This is a genomic window from Niallia sp. FSL W8-0951 (assembly GCF_038006525.1).
GTDB classification, from domain to species: Bacteria; Bacillota; Bacilli; order Bacillales; family Cytobacillaceae; genus Niallia; species Niallia circulans.
In genome coordinates, this window is record NZ_JBBOVK010000001.1 from 141,115 (window position 1) to 167,200 (window position 26,086).

Annotated in this window: 24 protein-coding genes and 1 tRNA gene; 15 read left to right on the plus strand and 10 right to left on the minus strand. The window is 35.0% G+C overall.

Translation table 11 applies throughout. The annotated features are described in order from the left end of the window. The first annotated feature begins 103 nt into the window (after window positions 1-103). Complete coding sequence (locus NSS71_RS00675) at window positions 104-361, plus strand: hypothetical protein (RefSeq protein WP_047942419.1); 258 nt, start codon at window positions 104-106, stop codon at window positions 359-361. A 6-nt stretch (window positions 362-367) separates the two neighbouring features. Here NSS71_RS00675 and NSS71_RS00680 read toward each other — a convergent pair whose 3' ends face one another. The 4 genes from NSS71_RS00680 to NSS71_RS00695 form a co-directional block, all read right to left on the minus strand. Continuing rightward, on the minus strand, window positions 368-1,051 hold the full coding sequence (locus NSS71_RS00680; RefSeq protein WP_047942418.1) for a YetF domain-containing protein: 684 nt from the start codon (window positions 1,049-1,051) through the stop codon (window positions 368-370). 163 nt (window positions 1,052-1,214) lie between these two features. After that, a complete protein-coding gene (locus NSS71_RS00685; RefSeq protein ID WP_047942417.1) occupies window positions 1,215-1,640 on the minus strand; it encodes a GNAT family N-acetyltransferase in 426 nt (141 codons plus the stop codon). A gap of 6 nt (window positions 1,641-1,646) precedes the next feature. Next, the gene (locus tag NSS71_RS00690) at window positions 1,647-2,156 is read right to left on the minus strand and encodes a YjcG family protein (protein ID WP_047942416.1); all 510 of its coding nucleotides are present in this window, start codon (window positions 2,154-2,156) and stop codon (window positions 1,647-1,649) included. 197 nt (window positions 2,157-2,353) lie between these two features. Continuing rightward, window positions 2,354-3,079: an alpha/beta hydrolase gene (locus NSS71_RS00695; protein ID WP_047942415.1), complete on the minus strand. Its 726-nt coding sequence runs from the start codon at window positions 3,077-3,079 to the stop codon at window positions 2,354-2,356. 209 nt (window positions 3,080-3,288) lie between these two features. Between NSS71_RS00695 and NSS71_RS00700 the strand changes: the two genes are divergently transcribed. Together NSS71_RS00700 and nrdG are read left to right on the plus strand one after the other, a co-directional pair. Further along, the gene (locus NSS71_RS00700) at window positions 3,289-5,133 is read left to right on the plus strand and encodes an anaerobic ribonucleoside triphosphate reductase (RefSeq protein ID WP_061797421.1); all 1,845 of its coding nucleotides are present in this window, start codon (window positions 3,289-3,291) and stop codon (window positions 5,131-5,133) included. Then, entirely contained in the window at window positions 5,130-5,618 is a 489-nt protein-coding gene (gene nrdG, locus NSS71_RS00705; RefSeq protein WP_047942412.1) for an anaerobic ribonucleoside-triphosphate reductase activating protein, read from the plus strand. The genes NSS71_RS00700 and nrdG overlap by 4 nt, the downstream gene beginning before the upstream one ends. A 143-nt stretch (window positions 5,619-5,761) precedes the next feature. Here nrdG and NSS71_RS00710 read toward each other — a convergent pair whose 3' ends face one another. Beyond that, window positions 5,762-6,292 carry a DoxX family protein gene (locus NSS71_RS00710; protein WP_047942411.1) on the minus strand — a complete coding sequence of 177 codons (531 nt, stop codon included), beginning with the start codon at window positions 6,290-6,292 and terminating at the stop codon, window positions 5,762-5,764. Between the two features lie 268 nt (window positions 6,293-6,560). On the opposite strand from NSS71_RS00710, the gene ssuE reads away from it, so the two are divergent. Further along, the gene (gene ssuE, locus NSS71_RS00715; RefSeq protein ID WP_047942410.1) at window positions 6,561-7,088 is read left to right on the plus strand and encodes an NADPH-dependent FMN reductase; all 528 of its coding nucleotides are present in this window, start codon (window positions 6,561-6,563) and stop codon (window positions 7,086-7,088) included. A 125-nt stretch (window positions 7,089-7,213) separates the two neighbouring features. After that, a tRNA-Val gene (locus tag NSS71_RS00720) sits at window positions 7,214-7,285 on the plus strand. A gap of 374 nt (window positions 7,286-7,659) precedes the next feature. Here NSS71_RS00720 and NSS71_RS00725 read toward each other — a convergent pair. Continuing rightward, window positions 7,660-7,881, minus strand: coding sequence for a hypothetical protein (locus NSS71_RS00725; RefSeq protein WP_047942409.1), 222 nt, complete (start codon window positions 7,879-7,881; stop codon window positions 7,660-7,662). 144 nt (window positions 7,882-8,025) lie between these two features. Next, window positions 8,026-9,444, minus strand: coding sequence for a polysaccharide deacetylase family protein (locus NSS71_RS00730; protein WP_061797419.1), 1,419 nt, complete (start codon window positions 9,442-9,444; stop codon window positions 8,026-8,028). A gap of 265 nt (window positions 9,445-9,709) precedes the next feature. Here NSS71_RS00730 and NSS71_RS00735 point away from each other — a divergent pair, with 265 nt between their 5' ends. The 4 genes from NSS71_RS00735 (at window position 9,710) to NSS71_RS00750 (ending at window position 16,375) form a co-directional block, all read left to right on the plus strand. Continuing rightward, window positions 9,710-11,041 (plus strand): GntT/GntP/DsdX family permease, encoded by a 1,332-nt coding sequence (locus NSS71_RS00735; RefSeq protein ID WP_061797417.1) that lies wholly within the window; start codon window positions 9,710-9,712, stop codon window positions 11,039-11,041. Window positions 11,042-11,434: 393 nt separating this feature from the next. Continuing rightward, a complete protein-coding gene (locus NSS71_RS00740; protein WP_235844450.1) occupies window positions 11,435-12,193 on the plus strand; it encodes an ABC transporter ATP-binding protein in 759 nt (252 codons plus the stop codon). Then, window positions 12,190-14,661, plus strand: a complete 2,472-nt coding sequence (locus tag NSS71_RS00745; RefSeq protein ID WP_341151181.1) for an FtsX-like permease family protein — start codon at window positions 12,190-12,192, stop codon at window positions 14,659-14,661. The genes NSS71_RS00740 and NSS71_RS00745 overlap by 4 nt, the downstream gene beginning before the upstream one ends. 664 nt (window positions 14,662-15,325) lie before the next feature. Continuing rightward, window positions 15,326-16,375: a C45 family autoproteolytic acyltransferase/hydolase gene (locus NSS71_RS00750; protein ID WP_144544531.1), complete on the plus strand. Its 1,050-nt coding sequence runs from the start codon at window positions 15,326-15,328 to the stop codon at window positions 16,373-16,375. A gap of 101 nt (window positions 16,376-16,476) precedes the next feature. On the opposite strand, the gene NSS71_RS00755 is transcribed toward NSS71_RS00750, so the two are convergent. Beyond that, complete coding sequence (locus tag NSS71_RS00755; RefSeq protein ID WP_047942406.1) at window positions 16,477-17,322, minus strand: MurR/RpiR family transcriptional regulator; 846 nt, start codon at window positions 17,320-17,322, stop codon at window positions 16,477-16,479. A 179-nt stretch (window positions 17,323-17,501) separates the two neighbouring features. Between NSS71_RS00755 and gnd the strand changes: the two genes are divergently transcribed. Both gnd and NSS71_RS25625 read left to right on the plus strand, forming a co-directional pair. Then, on the plus strand, window positions 17,502-18,398 hold the full coding sequence (gene gnd, locus NSS71_RS00760) for a phosphogluconate dehydrogenase (NAD(+)-dependent, decarboxylating) (RefSeq protein ID WP_341151182.1): 897 nt from the start codon (window positions 17,502-17,504) through the stop codon (window positions 18,396-18,398). A 122-nt stretch (window positions 18,399-18,520) separates the two neighbouring features. Beyond that, window positions 18,521-18,817, plus strand: coding sequence for a TIGR04104 family putative zinc finger protein (locus NSS71_RS25625; protein ID WP_445668923.1), 297 nt, complete (start codon window positions 18,521-18,523; stop codon window positions 18,815-18,817). A gap of 230 nt (window positions 18,818-19,047) precedes the next feature. Here the strand turns inward: NSS71_RS25625 and gntK are convergent, their stop codons facing one another. Continuing rightward, window positions 19,048-20,592, minus strand: coding sequence for a gluconokinase (gntK, locus tag NSS71_RS00765; RefSeq protein WP_341151183.1), 1,545 nt, complete (start codon window positions 20,590-20,592; stop codon window positions 19,048-19,050). Window positions 20,593-20,865: 273 nt separating this feature from the next. Here gntK and NSS71_RS00770 point away from each other — a divergent pair, with 273 nt between their 5' ends. Further along, a complete protein-coding gene (locus NSS71_RS00770; protein WP_341151184.1) occupies window positions 20,866-21,114 on the plus strand; it encodes a hypothetical protein in 249 nt (82 codons plus the stop codon). 3 nt (window positions 21,115-21,117) lie between these two features. Here the strand turns inward: NSS71_RS00770 and NSS71_RS00775 are convergent, their stop codons facing one another. Continuing rightward, window positions 21,118-21,987 carry an AraC family transcriptional regulator gene (locus tag NSS71_RS00775; protein WP_095258859.1) on the minus strand — a complete coding sequence of 290 codons (870 nt, stop codon included), beginning with the start codon at window positions 21,985-21,987 and terminating at the stop codon, window positions 21,118-21,120. Window positions 21,988-22,235: 248 nt separating this feature from the next. Here NSS71_RS00775 and NSS71_RS00780 point away from each other — a divergent pair, with 248 nt between their 5' ends. Genes NSS71_RS00780 through galT form a run of 3 tightly spaced genes read left to right on the plus strand, consistent with a single transcriptional unit; the run spans window position 22,236 to window position 25,980 of the window. Further along, window positions 22,236-23,408, plus strand: a complete 1,173-nt coding sequence (locus tag NSS71_RS00780; RefSeq protein WP_095258860.1) for a galactokinase — start codon at window positions 22,236-22,238, stop codon at window positions 23,406-23,408. Between the two features lie 29 nt (window positions 23,409-23,437). Continuing rightward, window positions 23,438-24,427, plus strand: coding sequence for a UDP-glucose 4-epimerase GalE (gene galE / locus NSS71_RS00785; protein WP_341151185.1), 990 nt, complete (start codon window positions 23,438-23,440; stop codon window positions 24,425-24,427). Window positions 24,428-24,462: 35 nt separating this feature from the next. Next, entirely contained in the window at window positions 24,463-25,980 is a 1,518-nt protein-coding gene (galT, locus tag NSS71_RS00790; protein ID WP_341151186.1) for a UDP-glucose--hexose-1-phosphate uridylyltransferase, read from the plus strand. The last annotated feature ends 106 nt before the right edge of the window (window positions 25,981-26,086 follow it).

A 26,086-nucleotide genomic window follows, 5' to 3' on the forward strand; every position in this document is an offset into this window, starting at 1 on the left:
ATCATATCAAAAACAGATGATTGTTTAAAGAGTAGAAAAGGGGTTTGCTTTTTGGAAAAGAAGGGAAAAGGATAAAATAATAAACTAGAAGGGACAGATTCTGATGGGATATATTCTGCCAATTTCTCATTATCAAGCCGAGCAGTACGCGGTCAGAGACATTGTAAGCAAAACACGGAATTATAAGAAAGAAGAGATTTATCCAGCGGCTAAAATCGTTAATTTTTCTAACAATCTAGAGTTAAAGTATCCTTCTCAGACGTCTTACCAGAAGAAACAAAGGCATGAAGAACAAGTAGCCAATGAGAAGTTAATTGCAGAACTAACTGGAAAAGGCACTTATTTTCATGCACAAATCTAAATTGCTTTAATTCATTTGGTAGCTTTGCACATATAAAGGCGATCCTTCCTGCCATTCGGCATAGAGGATATCTTTTGGAGATTGAACATTTTGTTTTTTCAATTCTTGCATTAATTGCTCTTCATTCCAACCGATTCGAGGTAAATTTTCTTTGATGATTTCGCCATCAAGAATAACACTTATTGGAAGAGCTGTGATTTCCAACGATAAATTCATATCTTGCTTTGTGGGATTCCTGTATGCTGATTTCTTGAGTACACTTATCGTCCCATCTGTTTCTAAAATCGCATAAGCACATTCTGCTATTGAAAAAACATCTTTTGCACGAAGTAAATGTTGTAATTGGTTAATATCCAAATGATTTTTCTGTAATTCCTTAAAATCAATCTTGCCTTTATTGATAACAATGGATGGTTTTCCTTCTAAAAGTTGTCTGGTTTTCCGAAACTTTTGGGTGATGAATTCTGTTATGTAAATTAATCCTCCCCAAACAAGAATAGAGTACATTATTTCTTTTATTCCTGTCTCTGTATCATACATAGCATTTCCGACAAGCTCTCCTAGTACTAAAACAGAAACAAAGTCAAAGGTAGTAATTTGCGTGATTTGTGTTTTTCCTAATACTTTTGTTAAAAGCAGCAATAAAATATAGCCGATAATTAGTTCGCTAAATATATGTGTGAATTCCAATTCAACTCACCCTTTCCTCCATCTATTGTAGGCAGATGGAGGAAAATTAAACCTCAAACCTCTGTTTTCGATAATTGCGGAAACAAAAAAGGCAGCTCTATGGCGGATAATCACAAGCTTTAAAGGTAAGCTGTGCTTTCAACCATTGGGCAGCCTTAAAATTTTATAAATGCTTAATCATCGTTTTATGTGGAATACCAGCATCTAGGAATTCATCCGAGATGACTTCATATCCTAGTTTGCTATAAAAGGGAATTGCCTGTGTTTGGGCATTCAGTTTTAAGGCAGGAGCCCCATTATTTAAGGCATATTCCTCGATTTTATTCATAACGGCTTTTCCAGCTCCACCTTTTCGATTAGTGGAGAGGATGCAGATTCTTTCTACCTTTCCGTATTCATCAAATGTCCGGTAACGTCCAGCACCAATAGGTTTTTTGTCGTCATCATAGAGGACAAAATGAACGCTATCCTCTTCATATGCATCTATTTCTTCTTCTATTGGTACATTCTGCTCCTGTACAAAAACAGTTTGACGAACATAAAAGGCATCTTTTAACTCTTTATCTGTTTTAACGATAACTACTTCCACTTTCCACTATTCCTTTCCTAAACGGAATGTTTCATAGACTGTCCAAGAGCCATTTTCCAATTCATATAGCAAATGGAAACGATCCGCTGTTTCTTCAAAATGATAGTTTTGCATGCGTAAATTACTGTATAAGTCTAAATGTTCATCACTCGATAAATCCTGCCCAAGTGTAATATGCGGCACAAATGGATGCTCTGGACTAACACCCAATGTACTGATTAGTTCTTGGTGAAGATGTTCTAAGTCTGTACTTGGTTCAATCTTTAAATAAACAACATTGCTTACGGGTTTAAAAGAACTGACCTTTGTCACTTTAATGGGAATAGAATGATAATGACTTGCAATCGTTGCTAGTTTTTTACTTACTTCTTCAATTTCCTCATTATTAGCTTCAAAATCACCAATTAACGTGATATGTGGGGGAATTAAAGCGTATTTCGGGTCATATCTTTTTCGAAGTGAATTAGCTAAATCCTGCAAATCCTTACCAGGGAAAATAGCAATACCGTATTTCATTCGACGAACCTCCATTTCAAAATAAAAGAGTGTACAAAGATATAGAAGATAGACTATCTATTATTACGATTTCAATGTTCTATATGTAAGATATTATAACAAAATTAGTCATTTAAGTTCAAAGATTTCAGAAAAAATCCTAATGGTTAACGAGATACTCCGTTAGGTAATAAAAACAGTCAATCGAATGCCCTTTTTTAAGAAGGAAACATTTTCAGGAGCATTTTTGCAATATAAGGCTGCCAATATTTCCATGTATGATCCCCATTAAATTCTTCATATGAATAATCAGCATTTGTTGTTTGCAAAACATGAGATAATTCTCGGTTAGGAGTCAGAAAATCCTCTGTTGTGTTGATGGTTGTTTTTACAGCTGTTTCCCCTATACCGATAATATGATCTATTTCTAGTAAATGAAAAGAATCGAATTTATGAACAGCATCAAAGACGCCATCATTTACTAAAGGGGATTGCAACATAATTTTTCCAAAAGTATGCGGATATTTTAAAGCGGTCATGAATGATACAGTTGCACCTAATGAATCGCCAATGAGTCCACGTCCCATTCCCATTTGGAAGGTGGGAAACTGTTTATCTAAATAGGGAACAAGTTCATGCGCTAAGAAACGAATATATGCTTTATTCTGTGCGCCATCAGGATGATATTTCCTGCGACGATCATGAACAGAGGAATAGGGGATTCCAACAATAATGGTATCCGCAATTTGATGATTGCCATGTAATTCATCAGCTACTCTGCCGATTCGGCCAAATTGAAAATAATCTTTCCCATCTTGTGCAATAAGTAAATGATATTTATAAAGAGGAGAAAATGCTGGTGGGAGATAGATTAATAAAGTCACTTCTTCTCCTAATTCTTTACTAAAGATAGTTTCCTCTTTAATTGTCCCTTTTGTTGTCATAGTTATCCTTCCTTTATTACGGATGATTTTACAATTAGTTTATCAATAAAAGCACTTTGTGAATAGTATAAAGCTAGAGCGATAGGAATTTTTCTATGTTTGTATTTCTATATATTGTGTATTTTTTGTGAAATAAACACAATATATAGTGAAATGATGATTCGTTCTATTATAATGGATAAGGATTCCTTTAGAATGGAGTGAATTAAATGAGTAATGAAGTTCAACTATTAAATCAATTTGTAGAAATAATTAACAGCAACAATCAAGACTTTATCCAAGAAAATGCAAATGTAGATGGAATGTCGCCGATGAGTCATATGATGCAATTTGCTGCGACAGCTTCTAAATATTATACAATGGAACATTTATTATCGGAAAAGGTAAAACAATCACATGAAGAAGGATATATTCATATTCATGATCTAGACTTTTATTCTTCTGGTACTACAACATGCTGTCAAATCCCGTTGGCCAAAATCTTAAAAAACGGTTTTAATACTGGTCATGGATATATGAGAGAACCAAAATCAATTATGAGTGCAATGGCTCTTACTTCAATTATTTTGCAAGCTAATCAAAATCAGCAGCATGGCGGACAATCCATCCCTATGTTAGACTATGATCTTGCGCCATATATACAGAAAACATATAGAAAAAATAAAGAACGATTAAAGGAGGTAATTCAAAAAAAGGAGGAACTAGAGAAAAAGGCCTGGGAATGGACAGAAAGAGAAACCTATCAAGCTTGTGAGGCATTTATACATAATTGCAACAGCATGCACTCCCGCGGCGGTGGACAGACGCCATTTGTTTCTGTAAATTTAGGAACAGATCAATCAGTAGAAGGAAGAATGGTGACAAAGAATTTATTATTGGCAACCCAAGCAGGACTTGGGGCAGGAGAAACGCCCATTTTTCCAATTATCGTATTTAAAGTAAAAGACGGAATTAATTATCAAAAGAATGACCCCAATTATGATTTATTCCGATTAGCGATGGAGACGACAAGTAAACGATTATTTCCCAATTTTGTTTTTATAGATGCCCCATTTAATTTAGCTTATTATAATGGCACTCCTCAATCAGAAGTCGCCACAATGGGGTGTCGCACTAGAGTGATGGGAAATATCCATGGAAGTGAACAAACAATAGGAAGAGGGAATTTATCTTTCACAAGTGTTAATCTTCCTTTATTGGCTTTAGAGTCAACGACGGTAGAATCATTTTTCCGCAAACTGGATGAAACGATCGACTTGGTTATTGATCAACTCCTTGAAAGATTTTATTATCAAGGAAAGAAAAAAGTAGCGAATTTCAAGTTTTTATATGGACAAGGTGTTTGGCAAGGCGGAGAAGAACTGAATGTGGATGATCCACTAGAAGAACTTCTGAAGCAAGGTACATTATCGATTGGGTTTGTTGGTTTAGCGGAATGCCTAGTATCCTTGCTTGGTGTCCATCATGGAGAAAGTGAAAAGGCGTATGAAATTGGTTTACGTATTGTTCAGTTTATGCGCCAAAAGGCAGACAAAGCCTTGGAAAAATATCAGCTAAACTTCTCTCTTCTTGCAACTCCAGCAGAATCCTTCGCTGGAAAAGCATTAAGAGCTGCTCGAAAGAAATTTGGGATTATTAAAGGGGTGACAGATAGAGAATACTTTACGAATAGTTTTCATATTCCCGTTTATTTTCCCATTTCTATTCATGAAAAAATTCAGCGCGAAGCACCGTTTCATGCGTTAACAAATGCTGGTCATATTACGTATGTAGAATTGGACGGCGATGCCAGTAAGAATGTAGACGCTATAGAAATAATCGTACGGACGATGAAAGAGGCAGGGATTGGCTACGGAAGCATTAATCATCCAGTGGATCGATGCATGACTTGTGGACATAAAGGAATAATCGATAATGAATGCCCAAATTGTGGGGAGGAAAATGAGAACCAGATTGAAAGGATTCGGAGAATAACTGGTTATCTTGTTGGATCACTTAATCGGTGGAATAATGCAAAACGGGCAGAAGAACGGGAAAGGGTCAAACATCGATGAGAGTGTTATCGATTGTGGAAGACAGCATAGTAGATGGTCCAGGTTTGCGAACTACTATCTTTTTTGCAGGGTGTACGCATTATTGTAGAGGATGCCATAATCCAGAAAGTTGGAAAATAAATGGCGGAACAGAAATGTCGATTGACGAAATAATGAGGAAAGTAAAGCAAAATCCCTTAAACGATATTACCTTTAGTGGCGGCGAGCCCATGCTACAAATAACAGAGCTTAAGCAATTAGCTAAGGAATGTAAACAATTAAATAAAAATATTTGGTGTTATACTGGATTTCTTTGGGAAGAATTGAGAGCAGCCCAATCTGATGAATTTACCCAACTAAGTATGTATGTAGATGTTTTAGTAGATGGTCGGTTTGTGCTAGAACAAAAAGATTTAAGTTTATTATTTAAAGGAAGCTGCAATCAACGGATTATTGACTGTCAAAAAAGTCTAAAAGAGGATAGGGTTTGTTTAATTAATGAATGATAAGAGAGAGGAAGAGGCCGTGAGATAATTATTTTCACTAAATATAAAACCGAACAATTATACGTAAATGTTAAGGGAAATCGTATAATTGTTCGGTTTTTTTCTTACAGGTCATCCGCTTAAATTTCCTAGCAACTTTCTATTTATGTTAAACGAGGTTTTTTTGTAAATTCTGCATTATGATCTTCTTTTTTAAAGATTGTTTTTCTGATATATGGTAATACCCATCGATCTAATCCGTAGTAACCTGCATTTGCTCCAGCAAACATAATGATCATGCCCATTAAGATATCTGTTGGGTTATGAGAGATGGTGCCTGCAAGCAAGAAACAGAAATTCATAATGACACCAAAGAATGCTGCTGCCGTTGTTAAACAACCTAAAATTAACCCAAGACCAACTAATACCTCCCCAATTGGTACGAGCACATTAAATAGTCCAACATTTGGTAAAGCAAATCCTTCGACAAAACTTGTATACCATCCATAAACCGCGGTTCCGTCTGGTCCTGTAACTGGATTAGTAACGGCATTTGTTAAAAATCCAGAAGCGTCAAATCCTCCGCCAGTTAATTTACCAAATCCAGAAGTAAACCAAGAATAACCTAGCACCAAACGTATAATGGTTAAAAGCCCAGCTGCGACTTTATTTTCTCTTAAAAAACTCATAAACATAAAAATCATCCCTTCTTTTTTTGTTTTTATTATTTACAAGTTAAATATATCAAATACTCTTAAGAAAAAAGTGAGATTGTGATTTAATTCACAATATGTACAAAAGAATATGACGGAATTGTGAACATATTTATATGGAAAGTAATAAATATTGCATTTAATTTAGAAATCACCATTTCAGCACGGTTCTTCTTTTTCGTGTTAGAATAATGGATAAATAAAAAACATCGTTTTTATAATGGGAATTTATTATAAAGGAGAGGCTTTCATGACAACGGTAACCATCATAGCTGGTGGACATAAAATAGACTCACGATTAACAGGTATTTTACAATTTGCGGTAGATTATTTAGGAAAGAAGAATGTGGGTGTTCATATTATTCAAGTTCATCAATTACCAAGTGAGGCCTTAATTACAGCAGATTTTATGAACAAGGATATAATAGAGGCAAGACAGAAAGTAGAACAAAGTAATGGTGTCATTGTATTATCACCTGTATTTCAGGCGTCTTATTCCGGAATTATTAAGACTTTTCTTGATTTATTGCCACAAAAGAGTCTTCGAAATAAGGCAATTCTTCCGCTGATGCTAGGAGGAACTATTGCCCATCTATTAGTAATGGATTATGCTTTAAAGCCTGTATTAGCAAACCTAGGTGCTACGAATTTATTAACTGGAGCTTATGTAACAGATAATCAAATTGCGAAGCAAGACAATCAAAACTATGTTTTAGATATCGATTCAGAAGCAAGGATTACGAATCAATTAGACCAGTTACTGGAGGGAATTCAATAATTGTGGAAAAGTGATGGCAGACCATCACTTTTTCTATATTTTCCTAGAATGTGGAGAGAGGACATGGTATGATAAGGACAGAAGCAGAATTTTAAAAGATGCAGGTAATAATAATCTATAATCATGACTTGTTAGCTCAGTGGGAGAGCACTTGCTTGACAGGCAAGGGGTCACTGGTTCGAACCCAGTACAGGTCATTATAAAGGAACGTAGAAAAAAGCTTCTCATTAGAGAAGCTTTCAGCTTGTTGACAAAATTTAGCAAATGTAAATGGAATTATTATGCATTGATTGGAGGGGAAGGGGTGAGACTCCTGTGGGATCTGCGAGACAGTCTGAGACCCTGCCACGGAAATCAACTCTTATTTAAAAGATGTATATTTATAAACTAAGACAAACTCCTAATTACTGAATTAGGAGTTTGTCGACGGTCTGAAAGCTTCTCAAAAGCTTCTCATTAGAGAAGCTTTTTCTTTGTAAACGTACTTCAAAATTTTATTAATTTGAATAGTCCTGCTAACCAAATACATAATAAACAGCATTTTTTAAGCACTTGGTAGATGCGGAAAATATCAATACCATGGTCCTCTATTTAACGGTACATTTGGACCTAAGTAAGGGTAATAAGCTTGAGTTCCTTGTGGCCTTGGAGCAATATAATACATTTGTCCACCAATCAAATAGTAATAAGAGTTTTCCTTTCCAAGAAGTTGTTGGTTCCATGCTCCATATGTCGGCTGGGGGAAGTTTTGATAAATTACGCCATCTAGCCCAGTGATAATGGTTGGCTGCATATGTTTGCCTCCTTTATTTTTAATTTATCTTATGTGAAGTTTGATAAATAGATAGTTGTTTCCTGGTTATAAAGAAAAAAGCACCAAAAATTTTGGTGCTTACAAAGATTGATTTTATTATAAAACAAAAAATCTATTACATTTTTATTTACTATTTCTCTCCTCCTGTACGGCCCTTAATTGAGAAATAGTTACAAGTTGATACCCTTCTTTCGTTAGCTTTTCAATAATTTCCACTGCTGCATCAGCGCTTTTTTCATATATATCATGCATAAGAATAATGCTTTCATCACTCGCTGCTTTCATAACTTTATCAACAATTTTCTTTTTCGATGGATGTTTCCAGTCTTCTGGATCAATGGTCCAAAGCACAATCTCTTTATCTAGTTCTTTTTTTAGTTCAGGCTGAATGGCTCCATAGGGCGGGCGAATAAGGGTAGGTTCCATTCCTGTTACTTTTTTTATTAAATTATCTGTATCTTGAAATTCCTTTAAGGCTCTCTTCTTATTCATTTTAGTGAGAAGCGGATGATTCCATGAGTGATTCCCTATTTCATGCCCGTTCTCAATCGTTTCCTGAAGGATGTTTGGATAATATTGAACCCGCTCACCAAGAACAAAAAACGTAGCATGGCCATTATATTTCTTTAATGCTTTGAGAATTTTTTTTGTTGGTTTATTACTTGGACCATCATCGAATGTTAAAGCAATGACTTTTTTTGATGGATCAATTTTCGCTCCTTCTGGTAATTCGGTAGCCAATTTTTTCGGTTTTGCTTCTGCAAGTAAATTTTTATTTTTCTCTTCCTCTTGATAGATTGCTAGTAATTTATCTTGTAAGATATCTTTTTTGATGGCAAGTTCTTGAACACCTAGTTTTTCTGCAGCAATTTGGTTAGAAGGAAAATAAAAAAGGATAGAATCATTTAGAATCGCAAAGTGTTGAAAGTTATTTTCATTTGGTGAAGTTCCTTGTTTTACTAACGCTTTGTCTGTTGCTAGGTCTTTATCCTTTATTAATTCGCCATAACTGATTTTTGAAAGGAGAAATAGATAATTGCTTTTTTCTTGGAAAATGTCTTTTAATGAAAGCTGTTTATGTGTCTGTAAATCAAATGTTAAACTTTCTGTTGTCAAATTCCCTTTAGGTCCTGTAATATATTCAAACGTCTCAAAAAGAATCGAGATTGTTTGTTTGCTGTAATGCGTAATCGTGTAGGAAATATGTAAGGAAGTTTCCTGTGTAACCGGAACATTTGATTTCTGAATTCGTTTATCATATTCAGTAATTTTGCTTGTAATATATTTTTTCAATGCAGCAGTGATTTCTTCATCTGGAAGGATTGGATAGCTGGTCCAGTAGCCTCCATGCTTTTCATCTTTAGTATATGAGTTTATTTCAATTGTCTTATAATTTTGATCATATTGTATTTTGACCTCTGGCTGTTTTTCTGAGGGTTCAGCAGCCTGTTTTTTGTCACTATCGAAAAATTTGAAAATAAATACTAAAAGAGTGAGGCAAATAAAAAGTATGAAAATATTTCTCCATTTTAAGCGTTTCATGTTGTTAACTCCTTACTTGAAAATAAAAGATAATGCTTTATTAATATAGACGTAATAGAAGGGGAAATGGTTTTACATTTAATTAAATTCTTCAAAAAAGATTAATGGCAATATATATTAAAGTTATGTATTGAATTATATTTTTCTTTAACTCAATGAATAAAAAATTTTCTTTAATATAATATTGATAAAAGAAAAATTTTTTCGTATAATATTCCTATCAAATGAAAACACTTTCAAACCTAAGAGAAAAGGTGGTAATAATATGGATGCCTATTTATTGATTATTGCATTACTTTCCATTGTCATTGTTATTGTTGGAGTTTCCCTTTTTAAGTGGCACGCTTTTATTAGTTTAACAGTGGCGAGTTTATTTTTAGCAGTTTTTTCAGGACTATCTTTTGATAAGATTGTAAGCGCTTATGAGACAGGGGTAGGTGGCGTATTAGGTCACTTAGTTGGTATATTGGCATTAGGTACAATTTTAGGAAAAATGCTCTCTGAATCAGGAGCAGGCTTAAGAATTGCAAATTTTTTTGTAAACGTTTTTGGAGAAAAGAAATTACCTTGGGCCATGTTTTTCTCGGGGTTTATCATTGGAATTCCAGTATTTTTTGAGGTTGGTATTTTAATATTATTGCCGTTGGTTATTTCCATTCAAAAGGCAACAAAGAAAAATATTTTATTGATTGCATTACCTGGTATTGCGGGATTATCCATTGTACATGGACTGGTTCCGCCACATCCTGGAGCAATTGCTGCTATCGGTATTTTTGATGCTAATTTAGGCAGGGTCTTATTATACTCCTTGATTATTGCATTACCTGCAGGGATTATCGGGGGACCATTATTTGCAAAGTGGATCAATAGCCGTGTTTTTCCTAAAGGAGATTCAACACTTATTACGGCAGAGCCTATAGCAGAAGAGAAATTGCCAAGTACAGGCGTATCCTTCCTATCTATCTTATTACCTGTTATTTTAATGATCATTGGAACCGCTGCCCCTTACTTGACGATTTTCTCAGAAGGCGTAAGAAATGTACTTGCCTTTGTTGGAAGTCCGTTATTATCGTTATTAATTGCTGTATTTTTCGCTTTTTATTTCCTTGGTATGCGTCAAGGAATGGATAAAGAGAGTATCAAAAAGTTTACAGAAGATTGTTTCTTGCCAGTCGGTTCCATTTTACTAATTATCGGTGCTGGCGGTGCATTCAAACAAGTGTTAATTGATAGTGGAGTAGGCGATACAATTGGAACAATGTCAGAGAGTTTATCATTATCCCCACTTGTATTAGCTTTTATGATTGCAGGATTGATCCGGATAGCAACTGGTTCTGCAACAGTAGCCTTAACGACAGCAGCAGGAATAGTGTCACCAATCATCGCAGGGATGTCTGGCGTAAATGTGGAACTATTAGTGATTGCAACTGGTGCTGGTTCCTTGATGTTCTCCCATGTAAATGATGCCGGGTTCTGGATGGTAAAGGAATATTTAGGACTAACAGTCGAAGAAACCTTCAAAACATGGACAGTATTAGAAACGATATTATCATTCATTGCATTTGCAGGCGTCTTGATTTTAGATTTAATTGTTTAAAAGTTCACCTACTATTTTTATGTAGGAGTAAAGAAGCTCTATTCGCCTCTAGAAAACTTTAAGCCCGTATTTAAACAGACCAAATTTTGTGTATAAGTAATCGAGAAGGTACTGGTGGAGTCTTCTATGATTGTAATAAAGGTGTAAATTATAACTAACTTTTAATAGTCCATTTTAGATAAAGTCATTTTTTCATCAGCATACTAATAAAATATCACTTAGATTAGAACCTACTAAATATTCTGATAGAATTATAGGTATTGATAAAAGGGAAGATTATAGAGGAGAGGTACATTTGAAGAATTAAATAGTAAAAAAGGACTCTATTAAAAATGTACATATCTTAGTCAAATTGGTATAATGAGGAAAATAAAGCGGTGGAGGTGGAACAGATTGGTAACTAATCCAGTTCTAGTTGTTAGTAATCTTTCAAAAATCTATAAAGGTACAGGTTATGCGGTACAAGCATTAAAAAATGTTTCTTTTAAACTATATGAAGGTGAAATGATTGTTATTATGGGAACAAGTGGATCTGGTAAAAGTACTTTGTTAAATGTATTGGCTGCTCTAGATATACCTGATCAAGGAGAAATTCAATTATATGGACAAAGCCAAAAAGAAATTTACAAAGAACCTAATGCAACTTTTTATCGTCGGGATAATATTGGATTTATCTTTCAATCTTTCCACCTTTTGAAGGATTTAACAGTGGAAGAAAATATTGCTTTACCACTTGTTTTAAAGGGAGATAAGAAGACTCATATTGATGAAAAAGTGAAAGAGATGTTACAGTTTATTGGCCTTACGAATTGGAAGAGTCATCGGCCGGTTCAATTGTCAGGTGGACAACAGCAACGTGTTGCTATTGGAAGAGCCTTAATAACAGCACCACCTATAGTGTTAGCAGATGAACTAACAGGAAATTTAGATTATAACACTTCAAAAGAGATACTTCAGGTCTTAGTAAATATGAAAGAGACTTTGAAACAAAGCATAGTAGTTGTTACGCATGATCCGCACGTTGCAGCATATGCTGACCGTGTTCTTTTTTTTCATGATGGACAGATTGTGAATGAATATAAATCGGCTGGAGATCAGAAGATAGATGATATATTAGAAAAGTTCGGAAAACTATTGGAGACAAGAGTATGACGAAAACATTGCGAGGAATAGCTTTGCGTTTCTTTAAAACCAATAAGTTCATTACATGGACCTCTGTCTTTAGTACTATTCTATCGGTCTGTTTAGTAATTGTTATGGTCTCCTATGCAACAAATGCAGAACGTTCGTTAAGAGAAGAAGTTCAGAAAATGTACGGTGAGATGGATCTATCGGTTGGATATGAAGCCAAGCTAAATAAAAGTGTAAATCAAGAACTTATTAATTCCTTCCGATCGAATAAGGATATTGATATGCTATCTCCAGTAATTATTACTCACTTAAAAGTAGATGCATTACAAGGGGAAATTTATTCTGTTGGTGTAGAAAATGATAATTTAGCAAAGAGTAGATATCACTTCAAACAGAATCTTCAAGAAAACTCAGTTATCATGAATAAGAGCTTAGCTGAAGCATTGCGACTAGGAATTGGTCAAAAAGTATCTATTGAGGATAATGAATTTATAGTATCGGAAATTATAGAAGACCTAAATGCAAGTGGACTTACACCAGATATACTTCTTTTTACTAAACAAACAGTGCAAAAATTAGTCAAACAAGAGACAGGTGAAGCGAAAGAAGCAACTTATGTTTTAATCAAAGCGAATGAGCAAGCTGATACTTTATTGCTTGCTAGTGAATTAAGGAAATATGATAATGGTTTAAGAATTGATATTGCAGAAGAAGATGAATTTTTAAAAAGTAATGTGCAATCCCTCAAGGTTTTTATTTTCTCTTTAACCTTTTTAATGTTAATCATTACAGCACTGCTAATTATTTCTAATTTCGAATTATTTTTATATAAATATAAAAACCAATTTGCGATTCTTCGCTCCATGGGGGCAACAACAAAACAGCTATCTAAAATTATATTAATTCAAAGCAGCATTATTACGGCAGCAGGAACAATTGGAGGTTTTTTACTGGCTTTAATTAGTCACCAATACATGAAGCCGTGGTTGGAGGCAATATTTTTATTTGATGTACCTAAGGTGAGTTTTAACTACATAGAAAGTTTAATCGTTGCATTCGTAAGTGGAATGATCATTCAGGTTTTTATGCTAATTCCAGCTTATAAGTGTTCGAGATTATTGCCAATTTTAATAATGCAACAAAATGAAAATCGTGATTTCGGCTATAAAAAAATTCGTAAAATTATTGGCTTTGCCCTTCTATTTATTGCCCTTTTATTAATATGTATTGGTAAAGCAATGATGGGAGTAGCGAGTGTGTTACTAGGAGCCATAATTTTGTTAATTAGTATTTATCTCCTATTTCCTATTTATATTGGAACTATCTTAACATGGTTCTTACCAGTAATTAAAAAGACGCTTGGAAATGTCTCTTATATTGCAATTAAAAATCTAGTACCACAAGTAAGAAAAAATACTTTTGTGATATTGACGGTCAGTGCTATGATGACTATAGCAGTATTTGGCTCGGTTATGTTAAAAACAATCCAACAAAATGAAGAGAATTATTTAAAGGAACAATATCCAACCTCTATTGTGTTGACGAGTCGATTAGGGTATGACTCCGATATAGAGCAGGAAGATTTGAAAAAGAAGGTTCAGACAATAAGTGGTGTCATCGAGGTTAGTAGTCGAAGTACGAATAATTCAGCAGAGATAATGGATGAAGAGGGAACAAAAGCTATTGATTATTCCTTGGTGGATTTTATTAAGATGGAACAACAAGGAATTATTCCAAAAATGGAGGACGATAGTGAGAACCTGATAGTGGTATCAGAAAGATTTTTAAAAGAGAATGGTTTAAAAGTAGGAGATTCTATTGACATGGGACTCTTTTCGAATCAAAAGCAGAGGACCGATTTTGTAGATACACTTACTATAGGAGCGGTAATAACTAATCTAACTGATGCAGATGCTTATATTGACTGGAAAAATAAAAAATTTAAAAATGATTTTACAAAATTCAGTGCGATGTACATTAGCTCTGACAATGAGAAACAAACTGTTCAAGCATTAGAAACACTCAAACGGCAGTATCCTGAACTCCAGATCAATGTATATCAACAGTCTGTTGAAAAAGCGAATAAGATGTTCCTGCAAAGATGGTCTATTTTTATTGGTGTTATGGTTGTGATTCTAATATGTGTGATGCTAGGAGTTTTTAGTACACTAGGAAACAACATTTATTCTAAAAGAAAAGAGTTCGCAATCTTAAGGACAATTTCTATCGATCGAAAGGGGATTAAAAAGGTCATATTAACTCAAATCAATCTCTATCTAGTGATAGGTTTAGTGCTGGGGATAGTAGCAGGACTAATTTTTACCACAGTTATTCTATTAATAGATTCAGGTCAAATTTCGATCTATTATTCGCTAATATTAGGAATAGGAGTAACCATGTTTCTTGTAGGTAATAGTATATTTATACCTATTGCGACAAAATTGAGTAGAAAAAAGATATCTTTAGAACTTACAGAAGATAATAAATAATTGGAAGAAGAAGAGTGTTAGAAATAAGACAGCTGAAAACGGTTAGTAAGAGGAGGAGAAAAAACTAAATATAGATAAGTTACTCTCTAATTTAGTAGTGAACCAATCCGTTCCAAGGGATTTTTTAAGAGCCCTTAGTTGCGTTGTTTTTTTCAAAAGAGATTAATACGAAGACTCTTATAGGAGTTGCAGGAAAGTCTGAGACCGAGTGACGAGGAGGCTTGGCGCTCACCCCATAGCAAGCGAAGTGTATCCGTCTACGAGTGATTACCACTAACTTCTTTCCTAAAATAATTAAGACCTGAACAATTATGCGTAATTTATTAGCACTTCTGTGTAATTGTTCAGGTTTATTTTTGGTTGGAGTACATTATCCCAACTTTGTATTAAATCAATCATTGTCAACTATTTAGTAATCTGAGTTTATGGAAAGCAAAGTGATATTATTTAATTTAGAAAAATTTACACGAGCAATTTATTTGTCATTCCCCTTTGCTTCATGTACAGTAAAGCTCTCACCTTTTATGGTGAATGCGCGGAAGGTGGACATCTGTAAAACTCGAATAGTTCAACTATTCAGTTGAACTGCTAGAAGTCTTTTCCTTTCACTGAGATAGAGCATACTTCAACTCTCCATAGGGAAGCAATTAAAGGGGAAATGTTAATGAAACAAGTATATAGTGATTTCATCCAGTTTCGCGGAAATCATTATGATTTTGGATATATGCAAGGAGAATTATTAAAGGATTCACCCATTCTCCCTAATCGGATAAAGCACTGGACATCTAAGCGGAAACGTTATTTTACCATAAATGAAAAAGAATCCATCCAGCTCTTAAACAAATTTATTCCTGGAATGCTAGCAGAAATCAATGGATTAGCAGACGCTCTTCAGTGGAGAACAGAGGATGCATTACGAGAATTTGGCGGTCATTATGTAGAGTATGGAAGAAGTGGATGTTCTATTTTAGCAGACTCCCAGTATTTAATTAGAAACTATGATAGTCATCCAGGTTCCTATGAGGGTCGTTATATGATTTATCAGCCAACTGATACTGGATATGCAGTAATCGGTCCATCTATGCAAATAACAGGAAGAATAGATGGGATAAATGAAAAAGGTCTCGCAATGGGCTATAACTTTATTAATCGAGTTGGTTCAGGGGATGGTTTTATTTGTAATATGATTGGTCGAATGATTTTAGAAACTTGTGCAAATGTAGAAGAGGCCATTGATTTATTAAAAGAAATACCACATCGAACATCCTTTAGCTATGTGTTATTAGATCCTAGTGGAGAGGCATTTGTTGTAGAAGCAACACCACGTTCGGTTATTGCCAGAAAATCTAATATTAGTACGAATCACTTTGAAATATTAAAAGAAGAAAACCGCTATCAGATGGATGAATCTATACAAAGAAAGCAGAATATTGAGAAGCAGCAGGGAAATCATTCAAATGTGTATGAGGCCTTTCGAATATTGAATGATAGAGATAAAGAGATATTTTCAACCAAGTATAATGCCTGGTCTGGAACACTGCACACCGCAGCATACCTGCCTAATGAAAGAAAAGCGTGGTTTGCGCTTGGGAGTGATCGAATGCCTGTTATCATCGATTTAGAATCTTTCTTAAAGGGAGAAAAGCTGAACTTGAAAAAAATTAAAGGAAAGCTTGATTATGATACTCCCTTTATTAATATGGAGTTATTATAGCGTATATATAAAGGAAGTTAGTGATGGTAAGAACAACCATTATTAACTTCCTTTGTTGCGTTTGCTGAAACTCTGAAGTAGGGAATATTGTTTGTCTGCCGTTAAATTCGTGTATCAGAAATGGCATTCCTTATTCTTTCTAATGACTGATTAGCAACATTTTTATTTAAAATCATTACATTAACATACAATGCATCTATTAAACTAAGCTGACCAATTCTTGATGATAAAGCTTCCGAACGATATTCTGTTTCCTCAGAGCTTGTGAACAGTGCTACATCTGTATTCTGGCCGATTGGTGATTTAGGATACCCAGTGATGCCGATTGTTTTGGCACCATTGTTTTTGGCTGTTTTCATTATGTTAATAGTATCTTTATTAGTGCCAGAGTGCGAAATGATTACAGCAACATCCTTCTCTGAAAGCTGAGAAGAGGACATCAGTTGAAAATGAGAGTCTACAAATGAAAACGCTTTAATTCCGGTTCGAACAAATTTATGAAAAGCATCCATCGCGATAACTGCTGAACCACCTGTACCATAAAATTCAACCCGATTTGCCTGTAAGAGAAATTCTACTGCTTTTTGAATCGAATGACCATTTAATATTTCTAATGTATTTTCTAGTGTACGTACATTCGACTTAAATACTTTTTCAGTAACGGTTTTTACACTGTCATTTTCATTAATTTCTTCATGTATTTGCTGAATAGGTTCAATTACTTCTGATGCTAATGCTATTTTCATCGCTTGATAGCCTTTAAACCCAATTCGTTTACAGAAACGAAAAACAGTAGCATCTGCTACTCCTAAATCCTCTGCTAATTCGTTAATGGTGGAATGAATGATTTTTTCTGGATTAACAAGAATATAATCAGCGATTTTTTTTTCTTTTTCACTTAGTCTAGCGTAATAGGAACGAATTTTCCCAAGACAATTTTGCGCCATTGACTTCTATCCTTTCCAAATTAATATAGTTGTAGTATAACACAATTAGTCTCTTGAAAAAAAATTTCTTATTAAAATAATTTTTTTCAAAAAATATTTGCAAAGGGGTATATTTTCGAAAAAAATTTCTATATAATTGTATATAGAAAGAAATATTTTTTCAAAAGGAGAGGTAACGAATGAACATCGGTCTTATAGGTTTAGGAAAAATGGGCTATAGCTTGGCTTTAAATATGGTGGACCATAAGTATAGTGTAACAGCTTTTGATATAAATGAAAGCGCTGTAAAAGAAATTTCTAATAAAAATGTAACAGGAGTTAATACAATTGAAAAATTAGTAAGAAATTTGCCAGCTCCAAGAGTAATTTGGCTAATGGTTCCAGCAGGAGAAGTAACGGAAAATGTCTTACAGGAAGTAAAGAAGTATGTCGAAGCGGGGGATATTATTATCGATGGCGGGAATTCCCATTATAAAGATTCCAAAAGAAGAGGAATAGATTTAGAAGAGCTAGGAGTTTTCTATTTAGATGTTGGCACAAGCGGCGGAGTAGATGGAGCTCGAAATGGTGCATGTATGATGATTGGCGGCAATAAAGAAATATTTGATGAGGTAGAAGGATTGTTTAAGGATTTATGTGTGGAAAATGGTTATATGTATACTGGAGTATCTGGAAGCGGCCATTTTCTGAAAATGGTTCATAATGGAATTGAGTATGGCATGATGCAATCCATTGCAGAAGGATTTGAGCTGTTGGAGAAAAGCGAGTATGATTTTGATAATGAAGGAGTAGCAAAGGTTTGGAATAACGGCTCTGTCATTCGTTCGTGGTTAATGGAATTAACACAAAGTGCTTTTTCTAAGGATCCAAAGCTGGAAGGGATTAAAGGAGTAATGCATTCCTCTGGTGAAGGAAAATGGACGCTAGAAACAGCCTTAGATTTACAAACTGCTATGCCAGTTACAGCCTTATCTTTAATGATGCGTTATCGTTCGTTAGAGGAAGATACCTTCTCTGGAAAAGTGGTTGCGTCCTTACGAAATGAGTTTGGTGGACATAGTGTAGAATCAAAATAGAATGACAAGAAAATCCTTTAGCAGCTAAAAAATGCTAAAGGATTTTTTTTATAAAATCAATGTAAACGGATCGGAATGTTTTTTGGCTATGGTAAGCTTACAGAAAAAGAAGGAGAAACTACATGAGAACTTGTCAGAAGTGTAATCGAAAATGGACTTATAAGAAAACTTTAAAAAACTCCTTTACATTAGATAATAAACTGATTTGCCCACATTGTGGGGAAAAGCAATATGTTACCTCTCGAACAAGAAGGATAACATTTATGGCAACTATTTTAATAATCATATTTACGCTGCTTAGCAATCTTCTTTTTGGACCTTCCTTTGTCCTTGTATTTATTCTGATAGGTTTTATCTTATTAGTTCTCGGACTATATCCTTTCTGGGTTGAACTTTCCAATAAAAAAACTGGGTCATAGCAATAGCAGCAGGCTAACTAATAAAAGGTGCAAAGATTAAATCTCTCATTTAGCAGCGAAGCCCAATTTGTTACATTACAGATTGCAGATGATCCACAAACCTTCTTTCTGAAATGGCATAAAAAATCCAAACAATTATACGAGATATTGGCAGCACCGTATAATTGTTTGGTTTGAATACGACTGAAAAACTTTATATGCAAGTAATTTTCTCAAGATGTTTGTGGTGCTTATTTAACCCATTTATTCTGAAAGGATGCTATGGCATCATATTCTTTCTCCAATACTCGAGAGATACGGATATAAATAGCGGTTAAATCCTGATAGATATCAACATTTTCTTGGATTGGCTGATGGGAATATGTACTGCCAACTAATTGTTTCATAATCGAAAAATCATCAATTTCTCCAAGTGCATACATACCTAAAACGATGGCACCAAGACAAGAGCTTTCAAAGCTTTCTGGAACGACTACTTCTTGATCAAAAATGTCTGCCATCATTTGTCTCCAAAGTTCAGAACGAGCAAAACCACCTGTTGCTTGAATTTGCTTTGGTGCTCCAATCACTTCTTGTAAGGCTAACATCACCGTATAAAGATTTAAGATAACTCCCTCTAATACGGCTCTCACCATATGTTCTTTTTTATGATGTAATCCTAGTCCAAAGAAGGATCCTCTTGCATTGGCATTCCATAAAGGTGCTCTTTCCCCAGCAAGATATGGATGGAATAATAAACCGTCCGCACCAGGTGTAACTCTAGTAGCAATCTTTGTTAAAACTTCATAAGGATCAATTCCGAGTCTCTTTGCCGTTTCCACTTCCGAGGAAGCTAATTCATCACGAACCCAGCGGAATGTCATTCCACCATTATTTACAGATCCACCAACTACCCACAGATCTTCTGTTAAGCAATAACAAAAGATTCTTCCTTTAGGATCGGTTACTGGTTTATCTGTTACAGTACGAATCGCCCCGCTTGTACCGATTGTCACAGCGACAACTCCAGGGTCAATAGCATTTACCCCAAGATTAGATAGTACGCCATCACTTGCGCCAACCACAAATGGAGTTTCAGCAGGAATTCCAAGTTCCGCTGCATATTTATCCTTCAGTCCTGTTAAATAATGGGTAGTCGGAACTGGCTTTGCCAACTGCTCAGATGTTACGCCGGCAACTTTTAACGCTTCTTGATCCCAAGTTAAGTGCTCAAGATTAAACATTCCTGTTGCAGAAGCAATTGAATAATCAATTACAAATTCGTTAAATAAGCGATAGAAAATATATTCTTTAATGCCAATAAATTTAGCTGCCTTTGTAAAAATAGCTGGTTGATCATTTCTTAGCCAAGTTAATTTAGATAAAGGAGTCATAGGGTGAATTGGCGTTCCTGTTCTGCGGTATATTTCCAAGCCATTGTATTCTTCTTTGATTTTTTTTGCCCAAGAGGAAGCACGGCTGTCGGCCCAAGTAATACAGCGTGTTATTGGTTTTCCCTTTTCGTCTAATGCAATAACACTGTGCATCGCTGAACTAAAGGAGACTAATTTTATTTTACTAGCATCCACGTTCGCTTTTTTTATAGCTGTTTTCATTGTTTCCAATACAGCCTGAAAAATTTGCTCTGGATCTTGCTCTGCGATGGCTGGTGCAGGGCTATACAGCGGATATTCGACATGATGCATGCTTAATACTTTGCCAGCTTCAGCAAATAAGACAGATTTTGTACTCGTTGTACCAATGTCTACACCTAAATATAGGGATGATAATTGCATATTAAAAACTCCTTTAATAAGAAAAGTGTAAAAAATATTTCATAAAATTACATTATCATAGAAAAAAAATTCTTTATTTATATTTTAAATGAAACAAAATAATTTTGAAAGTGTTTTCATTCATTATTTTAAATTAATTTCCCCTTATTCTCCCTCAAAAGATAAAATTATTGTTGATCTCTTGATTAGTAATAAATTTTTGCCCTGGCGAACATAAAAATAAAGCAAAAATATGCTAAACTTAATTTATCTTATGGGTAAGGAGTTTTTTGAATGAATAATGAGATTGAAACGACATATGAGGCTATTTATAACCAAATACTCTATTTTCAACAGCATGTGGAAGCGTTGAGTAAACAAGCAGGTACATATCAAGAAGAGGATCATGAGCAGCTAATTAGAATGTCTATTGCCCTTCAAGCCTCAAAAGATATTTTGGAGAATATGCTTACACCAGGGAAAAAGCTGAACTTTATATATGAAAAAGGAATGTTCAGCTTGGAAATGTTTGATGAAAAATAAGCATTAAAGAAGAATATCCTCGCTTGGTCGAATATTCTTCTTTCGAAATTCTCCAGGAGTGATACCAGTAGATTTCCGAAATACTTTTGTAAAATAGTTGGCATTTGCAAAACCTACCTGGACTGAAATGTCTTCAATGGAATATTTGGTTTGATATAATAACTCTGCTCCCTTCATGATACGGATATTCGTTAAATACTGAATCGGTGTAATTCCAAGTACCTTTTTAAATAAACGAGTGAAGTGGAAGCGGGAAAGCGCAGCAGCTTCTGCCATATCTTCTGGTCCGATTGGTTTATGATAGTGATTTTGAGCAAATAATGTCGCATTTAGTATACTTTCAGGAAGCTGAATGTCTCCAATATTCTTCTTATATTGATACAATTCCATTATAAAGGAATAAGCGAGACTTGAAGCTTGAAAAGCGTTATTTATCTGTTTATCTTTTGCTAGCTGATAAATACGCAGAAGGTGCTGAATGGGTCTCGAGTCCGAAGCCAATTGAATAATCGGCTGCTCGTTTTCCGTAAAAGAGTGCCAGCATTTTTTTACCGTTTCACCATATAGTGTAATAAAAATAAATTCCCAATGCTCACTAGTTGGAGGCAGATAATATCTGTATTCCTCTGAAATATCGATTAAAAATGCCTTTCCAGCTGTCAATTTATGATTTTTACCTCCGAGTTCAATAGCACCAATTCCAGATATGGTATATTGAAAAATATACATACTATCCTCTTTACGCTTTTTTCCTTTCCAATTATATAGATGGGAAGTTTGATTTTCCCATCCGATTGACCAAATTTGGGCTACCTCTTTTGTAATTTTTTCCGTAAATCTGTAAGCAAATACATTATTATCTTTTTTGGACAATAGAATGCTCCTTTCTTAGTAGAGCTGGCATTGGTAGAAACTTGCCTTGGATAAGATAGGAGTAATAGATAGAAATTAAGTGTTTGGCAGAAAAATTTGAAATTTATTAGCAAATTATTACCCTTTTCCCTTTCTTATTTTACCATTGAGAGAGAAAGGTTTGAAGCATAAAATAAAATTGTAAACGGTTTAATGGAAGTCTGGAATTAAGAGTAGCATAAATGTTCATATAAAAAGGAGAGATAGAAATGGCAAAAAATCTATTGGCAACTTTTACAAATATTTTTAATGAAGCAGAAACAAGCATACGTACTTTTTTTGCACCAGGACGTGTGAATTTAATAGGTGAACATACTGATTATAATGGAGGACATGTTTTTCCTTGTGCCTTATCTATTGGTACGACAGCACTTGTAAGAAAAAGATCAGATCGAGTGATTCAATTCTATTCTACAAATTTTGCGGATTTAGGTATTATTAAAGTTTCTTTAGACGATCTATCCTTTAATCAAGCAGATGATTGGGCGAATTATCCAAAGGGAGTAATAGTAACACTTGCGCAATATGGATATCAACTCGATGCTGGATTCGATGTTTTATATGAAGGAGAAATTCCCAATGGTGCTGGCTTATCTTCATCTGCATCCATTGAAGTAGTGACAGCCATTATGCTAAATGTGTTGTATTCCTTTGCAATTGATCAAGTCAGTTTAGTAAAAATGTGTCAAAAAGCAGAAAATGAATATATTGGCGTGAACTGTGGAATTATGGATCAATTTGCAATCGGAATGGGCAAAGAAAAACATGCTATATTACTAGATTGCGACACACTTGACTATGTGTATAGTCCACTAGATTTAGATGCTGCTTCCTTAATTATTGCCAATACAAATAAACGCAGGGGGTTAGCTGATTCTAAATATAATGAGAGACGAGGAGAGTGTGAAAGAGCATTAAGAGACTTGCAGGGAGAATTAGAGATTCGAGCATTAGGTGAATTAACGCCAGAGGAATTCGATTCGCATGCTCATTTGATTAAGCAAGATGTCGATAGAATGAGAGCAAAGCATGCTGTGTATGAAAATGCTCGAACATTAGAAGCTGTAAAAAAACTTCAAGCAGGAGATATTGCAGGATTTGGACAATTAATGAATGCATCACATATCTCCTTACGTGATGATTATGAAGTGACCGGAAAGGAATTAGATGCATTAGTGGAAGCTGCCTGGGAACAAGCGGGCGTTATTGGATCTCGGATGACAGGTGCAGGCTTTGGAGGTTGTACGATCAGCATTGTCAACAATGAACATATTGAATCTTTTATCGAGAAGGTCGGAGCGAAATATGCGGAGCAAACAGGATTAAAGGCAGACTTTTATGTTGTTCAGGTTGGAGATGGAGCGAAGGAAATTGTTGAATAGGAACAGTTAAAAAAAAGGAGAGAGAAAATATGACGATATTAGTATGTGGTGGTGCCGGTTATATCGGAAGTCATATGGTTTCTGAATTATTAGACCTAGGTGAAGAAGTAATTGTTGTTGATAATCTTCAAACTGGGCATAAAGCTGCTGTAAGAGCTGAAGCAACCCTATATATTGGGGATTTGCGGAATGAAAGCTTCTTAGAAGAGGTCTTTAAGAAACATACGATTGAAGCAGTAGTCCATTTCGCTGCTGACTCTTTAGTAGGTGAAAGTGTAACAAATCCGTTGAAATACTATGATAATAATGTAAATGGTGCGATGACTTTATTAAAAGTAATGCATGCAAATGGTGTGAAGAGAATTGTTTTCTCGTCAACTGCAGCAACTTATGGAGAGGCAAAGAATTTTCCGATTCAGGAGAGTGATGACACAATTCCAACAAATCCCTATGGAGAAACTAAACTAGCCATCGAAAAAATGCTAAAGTGGTGTGAAGCAGCATATGGGATTCATTATGTAGCTCTTCGTTATTTTAATGTAGCAGGTGCGCATATAGATGGGAGATTAGGGGAAGATCATTTTCCAGAAACGCATTTAATTCCCATTATACTGCAAGTAGCGTTAGGAAAGAGAGAGATAATTAGTATTTTTGGAGATGATTATGAGACACATGATGGGTCATGTATAAGGGATTATATTCATGTTACTGATTTGGCCAATGCCCATATCCTTGCTTTAAAAAAATTGCAGAAAGAAGAAACAAGCGGTATTTACAATCTAGGGAGTGGAACAGGTTTCACGGTCAAAGAAGTAATTGAGGCAGCGAGAAAGGTAACAGGGCAACCTATTCCAGCAGAAATTGCTCCAAGAAGAGCAGGTGACCCGGCGCGATTAGTTGCTTCATCAGAGAAAGCGCAAGTAGAGTTAGGGTGGAATCCACAGTACACTTCACCAGAGACAATGATAGGAAGTGCCTGGAGCTGGTTCCAAGCAAATCCGAATGGCTATAAAGAATAAATGAGAATGTACTAAGAGGAAAGGAGCAATGTTAGATGACAACCACTATTTATCATCATGTTGAACAATTGCTTCATTATGGAATAGAATCAAACCTAATTACGAAATGGGATATAGATGTAGTGCGGAATAAATTACTCGAAATCTTGGAATTGGATGATTTTGTCCCATCTGAGGTTAGCGATCCAGCGGAAATAGAGTTGCGTGAACTATTAGATACTATTTTAGATTGGGCTGCAGAACATAATCTCTTGGTAGAAAATACAATAACCTATCGAGATTTATTAGATACTAAATTAATGGCTTGCTTTGTTCCATTGCCATCTGAAATAAATAATAGATTCGCCATGCTCTACAAGGATAAGGGGGCAAAGAGTGCAACTAGTTGGTTTTATGACTTTTCTAAAAAGATTGATTACATTCGCACGGATCGAATTGCTAAAAATGAAGAGTGGCTGGCACATACGAGTTATGGAGACTTAGAGATTACGATTAACTTGTCTAAGCCAGAAAAAAATCCGCAAGAAATAGCTGCTCTAAAAAAAGTAAAACAAGGCTTTTATCCTAAATGTTTATTATGTAAAGAAAATGCCGGTTATGCCGGACGAGTTAATCATCCGGCTAGACAAAATCATCGTATTATACCAGTGACTCTAGAAGGGGAACAATGGTTCCTGCAGTTTTCCCCATATGTTTACTATAATGAGCATGCCATTTGTTTTTCAGAAAGGCACGAGCCAATGACCATTTCGAAAAGAACATTTACTAGATTACTAGAATTTGTTCACCAATATCCTCATTACTTTATGGGGTCTAATGCTGATCTGCCAATAGTTGGAGGGTCCATTCTTGCCCATGAGCATTTTCAAGGGGGATATCATGAATTTCCGATGGCAAAGGCTGAAATAGAAGCTGGATTTACGTTGGAGCGGTTTCCTGTTATCCATGCCGGAATTGTTAAATGGCCGATGTCTGTTTTACGTCTAAATGGAACAGACAAACAACAATTAGTGGAAGCAGCTGATTATATATTAAAAAAATGGCTGGATTATAGTGATGAAAGTGTTGATATTCTTGCATATACAAGCGGTGTTCGCCATAATACCATCACACCAATTGCAAGAATGCGTAATGGCCAATATGAAATGGATTTAGTGCTCCGCAATAATCGTACAAGTGAAGAATACCCATTCGGGATCTTCCACCCACATGAGGAAGTTCATGCGATTAAACAAGAGAATATTGGCTTGATTGAAGTGATGGGGTTAGCCGTTTTGCCAGGAAGATTGAAAGAAGAAATGAGCATCCTTGCAGAGAATATCGTCAAAGTTGATTTTGAAGAACGCATTCAACAAGAGCCTGCTATTGTAAAACACTTAGCGTGGGCAAAAACAGTAAAAGAGAAAAATCCACAGATGACAAAAGAAAATGTAAGTACTATCTTACAAACAGAAATAGGAATTGTGTTTGAAACAATCTTACATCATGCAGGTGTATTTAAAAGAAATGACAATGGAACAAAAGCTTTTTATCGATTTATTGAGACACTTTAAAAAGGCTAAGGAAAAAGATTAGACTGGCTGATGCTTGAATACAAATGGGAGAAGAAAAAGGTTTCATAGAGGCCACTCGTTTTATAGGAAAACAGGTGGTCTCTAT